Source organism: Roseinatronobacter sp. NSM (assembly GCF_052379845.1).
In the GTDB taxonomy this organism is placed as follows: Bacteria; Pseudomonadota; Alphaproteobacteria; order Rhodobacterales; family Rhodobacteraceae; genus Roseinatronobacter.
On the sequence record NZ_JBQTCF010000062.1, the window covers coordinates 1 to 9,516 of the forward strand.

Below are 9,516 nucleotides of genomic sequence, written 5' to 3' on the forward strand. Positions count from 1 at the left end.
CGAAGCGTCCATGCCCCCATACTTGGCCCGCCATTTGTAAAACGACGCGTCGCTCATGCCATGCTCGCGGCACAGCTGAGAAACCGGCACCCCGCCTTCGGCCTGCCGCAGGATCGCGATGATCTGCGCTTCAGTGTATCTGCTTGTCTTCATTCGAATTCTCCTCGTTCATCTTGCCGAGAAAATTCTACTTTTGCAGCCCCTTAATTTCGGGGGGGATTACCGGATCGATGGAACGCCAAGGCGAGAATCTTACTTTCACTTTATATGGCGTCAGCCTTGGGAGACTTCGCGGACCCAACGCGCCAGGACAGGTAATTTATCAATCACCCAAGTAGCCGTTCCCCCACTTCCATACCTGTCGGAGTGGTCGCCTGATCGTCAGATTACCGTATTCCTCATGCTTTGGAACACGGCACCTGGTATTGATATACTCGGTCGTTCCACATCTGCTGCACGGGAATAATGGTTCATGCACGGGATGGTCTGGTAAGTAGACGCGAATAAGGTCACTTGCCAGATATGTCACGCGCCGTCGGCACAGGTTGCACCATTGCTCCACCACCATGCTGTATGCGGCGGCAGTCCGGAGTGTCCGGTCAGGGGAATCGCGTTTGGAACTGAGGGCGTGAACATCTGCCCTTGCGGATGACGACGGGATCGATTCTGGATGGGGGATTCATGTCCTGGAGCCTTGTCCCCCGATGCAGATCTTCCTGTCCGCCTTTGATGATGTCCCAGATCCCCGAGCCAGCAACGCCCGCCATGACCTCGCTGAGCTGCTCGTCATCGCCTTCGTGTCGGTGCTTTGCGGCTCGTCGAATTGCGCCGAGATGGCCGCTTTCGGGCGCGCGAAAGAGAGCTTTTTCAGAAGCTTCCTGAAGCTCAAGCATGCCATTCCATCGCACGACACCTTCTCGACGGTGTTCCAGATGATCGACCCGAAGTCTCTGGATGCGGCTTTTGGGAAGATACTGGCGGATGTCGCGGCGGCGCTGCAAGATGGTGATGTCATTGCCATCGATGGCAAAGCGTTGCGTGGGGCGCGCAACAAGGGCGAGAGTGCGCGCACCCGCATGATGGTCTCAGCCTATGCCGCGCGTCTGCGCCTAACGCTCGCCTCAGTCGCCGCCGATCATGGCACGGAGCTGGACGCGGCTCTTGAGGTTCTGGGACTGATCGCTCTCAAGGGAAAGGTCGTGACCGCCGATGCACTGCATTGCAATCGCCGCACGGTTGCAGCGATCAACGCGCAGGGCGGCGATTGGTGCCTGGCGCTCAAGGCCAATCAGGACTCGCTGCTGTCGGACGCCAGAGCATGTTTCGGCCGCCTGGATGAAGGTCATCCACAAGCCAGCACCGAGGACAGCGGCCATGGCCGTAAGGAACACCGAAAGGCAGTGGTCGTTTCTGCCAAGGGATTGGCTGAGCACCATGAATTCCCGGGCCTCAAGGCTTTCGGGCGGATCGAGGCAACCCGAGAACTCGACGGAAAGACAAGCTCGGAAACCCGGTATTTCGCGCTGTCCTGGATACCAGAGCCAGAGGTGCTGCTGGCCACGGTGCGTGCGCACTGGGCCATCGAGAATGTCCTGCACTGGCAACTCGACGTGTTCCTCGGGAAAACAGTCCCCCAGACTGTTTTCTGATCCTCGTAACTTCCGGGAAGACGCCGCTCGCAACCGCAAGGATAACGCCCCGGGCAACATTGCTGTCCTGCGGCGCCGTGCCCTCGACGTCGTTCGGCAGGACACGTCAAAGGGATCGCTCTCCATAAAGCTCAAGCGCGCGGGGTGGGATGAGGGGTTCTTACGCAGCATTCTCAATGGCTTGAAAGCGCCGGCCCCAGAGAGCTGAGCCAAACGCGATTGCCCTGCGTGTCGCATGCGATGGCCGGATATCACCTTCTGTGTTGACTGTGCAAATGCGCATCCTATTTACGCAAGACAATCGGTTTCCCAGTGTTTTCATGACCCGCAAGCCCGTGGACCTTGCTTTCGACGGGTTTCGCGGGGTGGAATGGTGTGCGGGCGCATTTTTGCCTGTGGGCTGATCAAGACAGTTTTTCGGACATCGTGCTCCGAGTTTATAGAGGCGTGATACCAAACATGACAAGCCAGCCCTGCAGCCCGATAGACGCAGTAATCACATGGGTTGACGGGGCCGATCCGGCACATCAGGCAAAACGCCACGCAAGCCTGAAGCAGGCAGGCCGCGCCTTGCATGCCAATGGCATCAACCCTCACCGATGGGGCAGCAGTGATGAATTGACCTATTGCCTGACATCGCTGGCCAATCATGCCCCGTGGATTCGCCATATCTGGCTGGTCACCGACAACCAGAGGCCGGATATGTCGATCATTCCGCCGGGCATTCGGGGCCGCTTGCGTATCATCGATCACCGCGTCATTTTTGACGGGCTTCACCATGTCTTGCCCACCTTCAATTCCCTGTCGATTGAAACTGTCATCTGGCGCATTCCGGGGCTGTCTGACTCGTTTTTATATTTCAACGACGATGTATTTCTGACGGCGCCGTTGCGGAGGGAGGATGTGTTTTGCGACGACAGGCCGGTTTTGCGCGGCAAATGGGTCGACCACACAGCCCTTGCCCAAGACATGGAAAAACGGCGCGACCCGGCCCTGTTCAACCATTTCACCCAGATCAATGCCGCCCGGCTGGCGGGTTTTGACGCGGCGCATATGTGGGCCAGCGCGCATGTGGTGCATCCGCTGCGTCGCCCTGTGCTGGCAGACCTGTTCGCGCGTCGGCCCGCGGAATTTATGGCAAACCTGGCGCATCCGTTTCGGGATGTCACGCAGTTTCAGCCAATGGCGCTGCATAATCATGTCGCCATTGCAGGCGGCAATTACGTTACCGCACCGAGCAAGGATTACTTGCACCTGCGGTCAGGGGCAGCGCTGGAACTGCCGCTGGAACAGGTGCGCGCATGGGTGCAGCATTCCTGTTCGGGGGCTGCAAAATTCCTGTGCGTGAACGACTTTCCCCAGCTGGAAGCCTGCATGCCGGAATCGCGCGCATTGATTGCGCGCGCAGTTGGCGCATTTACGGGCATCACGCCCCCTGCCACCCGGCGCGCGGGCGCGCCCGACCACGCGCCGTCAGGCCTGGCGGCGGATCAGCTGTTCCAGATCGGCGCAAGCTGACTGCGCACTGGTGAACACCAGATCGATATCCACCAGGTCATGGATACGCTGCACATTCAGCCCCGCCGCCGGGGCCACCCCGATGACCGTTTCAGGCAGGATAAGCCGCAGCGCGACCACCAGCCGGACCAGCATATCCAGCCGCCCCTCGGTGCTTAGCGACAGCCCGATAATCGCGGGCTGGGTGGCTTCGGCGCGGGCAATCAGCGTGTCATGACAGCTGCCGATCTGCAAATCTATATCCCAGCCGTTTTCCCGAAACAGGTCTGCGGCAACAGTTATGCCGATGCCGTGATCCTCGCCGGGGACAGTGGCAAACAGCGCGCAACGTCTGGCGTCGAATTCCATGCGCGCCGATGAGCGTTCAGCACGAAGCGCACGCATAAGCGCATAAAGGTGGCCCGTGCCGATGGTCACATCGATGAAGGACAGTTGTTCGTTATCCCACCCTTCGCCAAGCCGGCGCGCGGCAGCGCAGATATAACCCAGATACACCCCCATGCGCGTAATCCCTTCGGCACGGCGATCTTCGATGAACTGGCGCGCAGGATCGGATTGCGGCCGCACAAGCGCTGCGCAAAACGCGGCAATACTGTCGTCACTTATGGCGGCAATGTCGAACGGGTCATGCGGCTTGGAACTGGACGCCAACCGGCGCAGCACATCACCAGCCAGCGCTTCTACAGCGTCAGGTGCAAATTCACTGCGTTTCTGGGCAAAAAGTGATGCTGTTCGCGCAAAAATTTCCGGGTCGAATGCGACCTCTTGTTTTCCCATTGGCAGTGCCTCCCCAAGCGAAGCATACGTCAGCATACAAAACTTTCAAGCCGTCGATGCTGTGCCGATTGCGTTTTTCGCTGAAATTCCGGGCAGGACGGCGTTTGACTGGACCAGCGTCCATCTTGGTTGGTGGTTGGGTTCGGGCGTTTCCCCTTTGTTGTCACGGCTTGACTTTTACCTTGGATACAGCTGCAATTTTGCATAAGCACAGGGCGCTTGCAGATGTGGGACGACAAACAGCCTGATGGGCAGTGGTGGGCCGGATGATACCAAAATGGAAGATCGCGCGCGAAGCCAGACGCGTGCGCGAACAAGTCAAAGCGCTTCTGATGACGCCGGTTTACTGGCATCAACAGCGCAGCTTTGACCGGCAGCGCAACGCCCGTATCGAGGTCAGCGAAGGGGGCCTTGTGCTGGGCGCCAATGTTGTGGTCTTGCTTGTCTACCAGCCAAAAGGCGTTTCTCAGTCCACCTTTCATACATTGGAGCACCTGCAAGCCGAGGGCTTTTCGGCCTTTGTTGTTCTGAACTCTGGCGTAAGTGCTGCGGAATATGACCGCCTGAAGGCGCATTGCGCGCTGATTATGAAACGCCCGAATTTTGGCTATGACTTCGGCGGATACCGTGACGCGATCTTGCACCTTACGACACAGCCCCATGCGTTGGACAGCATAACATGCATCAATGACAGCATCTGGTTTCCAGTGTTCAAGCAGTGTGACCACCTGTCACGCATGCGTGGCATTGCGGGCAACCTTATTGGGTATTCCTTCGCCAAGGGGTTCAAAACACGCAAAAACGCCCATGTGCAAAGCTATCTGTTCATGTTCAAGGACAAGGTATTTCTGAACTCCGACGATTTCAGGGATTATTGGGCAAATCTGAAAGTGTCAAACAGCCGACATTTCACCATCCGCAACAGCGAGATGGGGATGACAGCCTATTTCCAAGGAAAAAACCACAAAATTGGCTGGCTTTTTTCGGCGGATGATATGCGACACTACTACACCACCTGCGCGGATCAGGACATTTTGGCCGCACGATCCTATCTTGATACAATCGGTCACCACAGCGCCGCATTGTTCAGGGACTTGCCGCTGCACGATGTCCCCGCCATTCGGCACAGGCTGATTGAGGGGCTGGAAAACGGCAAGCTCAGTCGCAACGTGATTGGAAGCGAACCGGGCATGCTGTTTCACGGCATAGGCTTTGCCGCGATGAAGAAAAGCGCCAGTTACAACTATCAAATGCAGCGCCAGATTTCCATTGATCGCGGCATCTGTCAGCAGTTCGCGCCACAGGTTGAACAGGAAATTCTGACCATGGCGTCGCGTTCCTGACCCCGCGATTTGCTGCGCGGTGTGTCCCCGGCCGAAAACTCCGTCACCGGCAAGCAAGACGGCCTTGCCCCATCACAGCGGGTCGCGGCGAAACAACCCTGCGCCGCAGTCACGACGCCCCGCGCGGCACAGGGGTGGCGTGACGGTCATAGTCCGACCAGTCGGAAATATCGGGGTAGAACTGGCGCCGCCATGCGCGGACTTTGGGGTTCATGAAGCGCCGCCATAGCGGGGGGATCATGGCCAGCGTTGTCAGCGCAGGATAGCCGAAAGGCAGTTGCGGGGCCTGATCGGTGCCATAGGTTTGCAGCAGCGGAAAACGCCGGTCGGGCTTGGTATGATGGTCGGAATGGCGTTGCAGGTTGATCATCAGCCAGTTTGACGCCCGATGCGACGCATTCCAGCTGTGATGCGGGCGCACGGGTTCATATTTCCCGTCCCCCAGATGCCGCCGCGTCAGCCCGTAATGTTCAATGTAGTTTGTCAGTTCCAGCTGCCATATGGCAATCAATGCCTGCCACAGGAACAACACCAGCCCCCACGCGCCGCCAATACCGAACGCCAGCGCCAGCATTGCGCCCTGAAGGGCTGCGTAGCGCCAGAACGGGTTGGTCCGGTGCCACACGGGCAGGCCCCTGCGCGCCAGCATCGCGGCTTCTGCACGCCACGCGGATGGCGGGCAATCGCGCAGCACGCGGCAGAAATAGGCCTGAAACCCCTCGCCCAGCCGCGCGGTCACAGGGTCGCGCGGGGTGCCGACATAGCGGTGATGCACCTGCAGATGTTCGGACCGGAAATGCGAATACAGCACCGAGGCCAGCAGCAGATCGCCCAGCCACCGCTCCAGCGCGGTTTTTTGGTGCAACAATTCATGGCTGTAGACAATGCCAATTACCCCCGACATGACGCCCACGCCAAACATCAGCCCCACCTCTTCCAGCCAGTGCAGATGTGTGGTTTCAGCCACCCACCAAAGCGCGCCGAAAATGACGACAAACTGCACCGGAAACCAGACCAGTGTGATCAGCCGATACCAGAACAGGTCCGCCAGCGGGGTGTCTGTGTCGGGGTTGTCAGTATACAGGCCCGTGATGAAATCCATCACCGTAAAGGCCACCCAGCCGTAAAGCGGCATCAACACCAGCCACCAGCCCCCCCAAAGGGCGGCCATCACCACCAGCGGCACAAAGCCCAGCGACGCCCAGAAAGGCAGTGCTGCAGACAGGCGGCGGAACTGTTGTGGTGTCACGATACGGGCCTTTCAGAAAGGGCAGTCCCTTCGCGGAAGATGATAGCAAAAACCACCCCGCATCAAAGCCCTGCCGGATGCGACAGATTTACACTTTATGCCGGGCCAGCAACCCGTCCATCAGATCGGGCTGCACGATTTCAATCCAGTAGCCGTCAGGATCGCGGATAAAGGCAATTTCCTTCATCCCCCCCTCGCCCAGCCGTTTCTGGAAGGGCACGCCCATGGCGTCAAACCGCGCACAGGCCGCGGCAATATCTGGCACCGCCACGCAGATATGCCCAAACCCCTTGGGGTCGGAATTGCCCGAATGCATAGTGCTGTCGTCAGCTTCACTGCCCCAGTTATGGGTCAGTTCCAACAGGCCCATGGCACTGAACGCCTGTTCAAGTGACCCGTCGGACTGGTCGGAATGGCCACGCGGTTGCAGGAAATACAGCGAAAACCGCGCCTCCTGGAAATCCAGCCGCGTAATCAGGCGGAAGCCCAGAACCTGTTCATAAAACGCCAGCGCGCGCGCAGGTTCCTTGATGCGCAGCATGGTATGGGTCAGTTTATACTGGTCCGTCTGGGAAATGTCGTGTGCCATGGGTCCTCCGGGTCAGGTCAGGGTGGGGGCCGCCAGCGCATGCGCCTTGCGCATAACCGTTGGCAGGGCCGTCGGGGTGAAATCTTGCGCAGGGATAAACAGGCCCGGCGTATCCATCGCCAGATGGGCCACCTGCAGCGACAGGCGCAAGTGAAAATGCGTGAACGTGTGGCGCACTTCAGCGCTCAGGGGTTGCCAGTCTGCGGCCACGGGCGGCACGGGCGCGGGCGCAGCTTCTGCCCAGGCACTGCCCGGCCAGCCCAGCATGCCGCCCAGCAGGCCGGAATCGGGGCGGCGTTCCATCAGCCACGCCCCGTCCACGCGCCGCCCGACATAGGCCATGCCCAGACGCACGGGTTTGGGCGCCTTGCGGGTTTTGGCGGGCAGCATGGCCGCTGTGCCCGCCACCCGCGCGGCACAATCCCCCATCAGCGGGCAAATGCCACAGGCAGGGTTGCGCGGGGTGCACACTGTCGCGCCAAGGTCCATAACCGCCTGTGCATAATCGCCGGGCCGGTGGGCAGGTGTCAGGCTGGCCGCGAAGGCTGTCAGCACGGGCTTTGCCGCGGGCAAGGGGGTGTGTTCGTCAAACAACCGCGCCATGACGCGTTCGACATTGCCATCCACCACAGTTTCCACACGCCCGAAGGCAATTGCCGCAATCGCCGCCGATGTGTAGGGGCCAATTCCGGGCAAGGTCTGCAACCCCTCGCGCGTGTCGGGGAACCCGCCCTGCGCCGCCACCACGCGCGCGCATTTCAGCAGGTTGCGCGCGCGCGCGTAATAGCCAAGCCCCGCCCACTGCGCCATCACATCGGCATCATCAGCGGCCGCCAGCGCCTGCACATCCGGCCAGCGGGTGGTGAAGCGGTGAAAATACTCCTTCACCGCCGCAACAGTGGTTTGTTGCAGCATCACTTCAGACAACCATATGCGGTAGGGGTCCGGCCGCGCGCCGGAATGGGGGGCAATACGCCATGGCAAATCGCGGGCGTGGCGGTCATACCACCCCAGCAAGCGCGTTGAAATATCCAGTGTCGCGCTGTCGCGCATGGGGGTGGTCCTTATTGTCAAATTCGCGTGCGCCCTCTGGCCCTTGGCGTCATAAAGGGTAAACTGCACATCGCAACCCGCAAGAGCATATCAGGCATCATGGCAAAAAAACCGGCCCCCAAAGCGCAGGACGCAGCCGCCCCCCAGCGGCGCAGACGCGGGTTTGAAGCGGCATCCGGGCTGCTGAACACCCAGATTCGCAAAGTGGGCGAAGCGCGCGGCTTTGCTGTCAGCCGCCTGTTGACCCATTGGCCGGAAATTGCCGGGGCCGATCTGGCCGCCTGTTGCCGCCCCGTCAAGGTCAGCTACGGGCGCGGCGGGCTTGGGGCCACACTGACACTGCTGACCACAGGTGCCGCAGGGCCCATGCTGCAAATGCGCCTGCCTGCCCTGCGCGAGAAGGTGAACGCCTGCTACGGCTATAACGCGATTGCGCGCATTGCCCTGACCCAGACCGCGCCCATGGGGTTTGCCGAAGGGCAAGCTGAATTCACCCCTGCCCCCAAACCTGCCCCCAAGGCCCCCGATCCGCAGATCCTGCGCGCGGCCAGGGCTGTTGCGGATGGTGTGCATGATGACGGGCTGCGCGCAGCCCTTGAACGTCTGGCTGGAAATGTGCTTTCCAAGGCCTCGAACAACAAAGGACATCTGTGATGAACAAAACCCTTATCCCCGCGCTGGCTGTCGTTGCTGCATTGGGGGGCGGTGGCTGGTGGTATATGTCGCAAGCGCAGGCCCCCGCCACAGCCGCCAACGCCCAAACCCAAGGCAGCCCGCACCAGATCCACGACCTTGACATGCCGCTTGGCAACCCTGATGCGGCCGTGGTGGTGGTGGAATATTCGTCCTTCACCTGTCCGCATTGCGCCAGTTTCAATCAGGGGGCCTATCAGCAGATCAAGGAAGAATTCATCGATACCGACCAGATTCTGTATCTGAAGCGCGAAGTCTATTTTGACCGCTATGGCCTGTGGGCGGCGATGGTCGCGCGCTGCGGCGGCGAACAGCGCTATCACGGGCTGGTCGAACTGATCTATGAACAGCAGCGCGTCTGGGCGGGGTCCAACGATCCGATGGAAGTTGCCAATAACCTGCGGCGTCTGGGCCGTCAGGCGGGCATGAATGACGCAGAAGTGAACGCCTGTCTGGAAGATGGCGACAAGGCACTGGAACTGACGGAATTCTATCAGGCCAATGCCGAAGCCGATGAAATCCGCGCCACGCCCACCTTCATGATCAACGGGCAGCAATATTCCAACATGCCCTTCGCGGAATTCCAGCGTGTGCTGAACGAGCATCTGGGCGGCTAAGGTCATGACCGGACCATTACAGGGGGTG

Annotated in this window: 10 protein-coding genes; 5 read left to right on the plus strand and 5 right to left on the minus strand. The window is 59.9% G+C overall.

Annotation, left to right across the window (positions count from 1 at the left end; all coding sequences use genetic code 11):
• Window positions 1-153: transposase (locus ACTZWY_RS19060; RefSeq protein ID WP_444792303.1), on the minus strand; the 153-nt coding region annotated here is incomplete at its 3' end.
• 551 nt (window positions 154-704) lie between these two features.
• On the opposite strand from ACTZWY_RS19060, the gene ACTZWY_RS19065 reads away from it, so the two are divergent.
• Window positions 705-1,649 (plus strand): ISAs1 family transposase, encoded by a 945-nt coding sequence (locus tag ACTZWY_RS19065; protein WP_444792295.1) that lies wholly within the window; start codon window positions 705-707, stop codon window positions 1,647-1,649.
• A 459-nt stretch (window positions 1,650-2,108) separates the two neighbouring features.
• Window positions 2,109-3,167, plus strand: a complete 1,059-nt coding sequence (locus tag ACTZWY_RS19070) for a Stealth CR1 domain-containing protein (protein WP_444792296.1) — start codon at window positions 2,109-2,111, stop codon at window positions 3,165-3,167.
• On the opposite strand, the gene ACTZWY_RS19075 is transcribed toward ACTZWY_RS19070, so the two are convergent.
• Window positions 3,123-3,944, minus strand: a complete 822-nt coding sequence (locus ACTZWY_RS19075; protein ID WP_444792297.1) for a cobalamin B12-binding domain-containing protein — start codon at window positions 3,942-3,944, stop codon at window positions 3,123-3,125. The genes ACTZWY_RS19070 and ACTZWY_RS19075 overlap by 45 nt on opposite strands.
• Before the next feature lie 266 nt (window positions 3,945-4,210).
• Between ACTZWY_RS19075 and ACTZWY_RS19080 the strand changes: the two genes are divergently transcribed.
• Window positions 4,211-5,287, plus strand: a complete 1,077-nt coding sequence (locus ACTZWY_RS19080; RefSeq protein ID WP_444792298.1) for a rhamnan synthesis F family protein — start codon at window positions 4,211-4,213, stop codon at window positions 5,285-5,287.
• Between the two features lie 109 nt (window positions 5,288-5,396).
• Here the strand turns inward: ACTZWY_RS19080 and ACTZWY_RS19085 are convergent, their stop codons facing one another.
• The 3 genes from ACTZWY_RS19085 to ACTZWY_RS19095 all read right to left on the minus strand — a co-directional run bounded on the left by ACTZWY_RS19085 (window position 5,397) and on the right by ACTZWY_RS19095 (window position 8,178).
• Entirely contained in the window at window positions 5,397-6,539 is a 1,143-nt protein-coding gene (locus ACTZWY_RS19085) for an alkane 1-monooxygenase (RefSeq protein ID WP_444792304.1), read from the minus strand.
• Between the two features lie 85 nt (window positions 6,540-6,624).
• Complete coding sequence (gene gloA, locus ACTZWY_RS19090) at window positions 6,625-7,125, minus strand: lactoylglutathione lyase (protein ID WP_444792299.1); 501 nt, start codon at window positions 7,123-7,125, stop codon at window positions 6,625-6,627.
• Between the two features lie 12 nt (window positions 7,126-7,137).
• Window positions 7,138-8,178, minus strand: a complete 1,041-nt coding sequence (locus tag ACTZWY_RS19095) for an A/G-specific adenine glycosylase (RefSeq protein WP_444792300.1) — start codon at window positions 8,176-8,178, stop codon at window positions 7,138-7,140.
• Between the two features lie 99 nt (window positions 8,179-8,277).
• Between ACTZWY_RS19095 and ACTZWY_RS19100 the strand changes: the two genes are divergently transcribed.
• Both ACTZWY_RS19100 and ACTZWY_RS19105 read left to right on the plus strand, forming a co-directional pair.
• Window positions 8,278-8,832, plus strand: coding sequence for a DUF721 domain-containing protein (locus tag ACTZWY_RS19100; protein WP_444792301.1), 555 nt, complete (start codon window positions 8,278-8,280; stop codon window positions 8,830-8,832).
• On the plus strand, window positions 8,832-9,488 hold the full coding sequence (locus tag ACTZWY_RS19105) for a DsbA family protein (RefSeq protein WP_444792302.1): 657 nt from the start codon (window positions 8,832-8,834) through the stop codon (window positions 9,486-9,488). Before ACTZWY_RS19100 ends, ACTZWY_RS19105 begins: the two co-directional genes overlap by 1 nt.
• The last annotated feature ends 28 nt before the right edge of the window (window positions 9,489-9,516 follow it).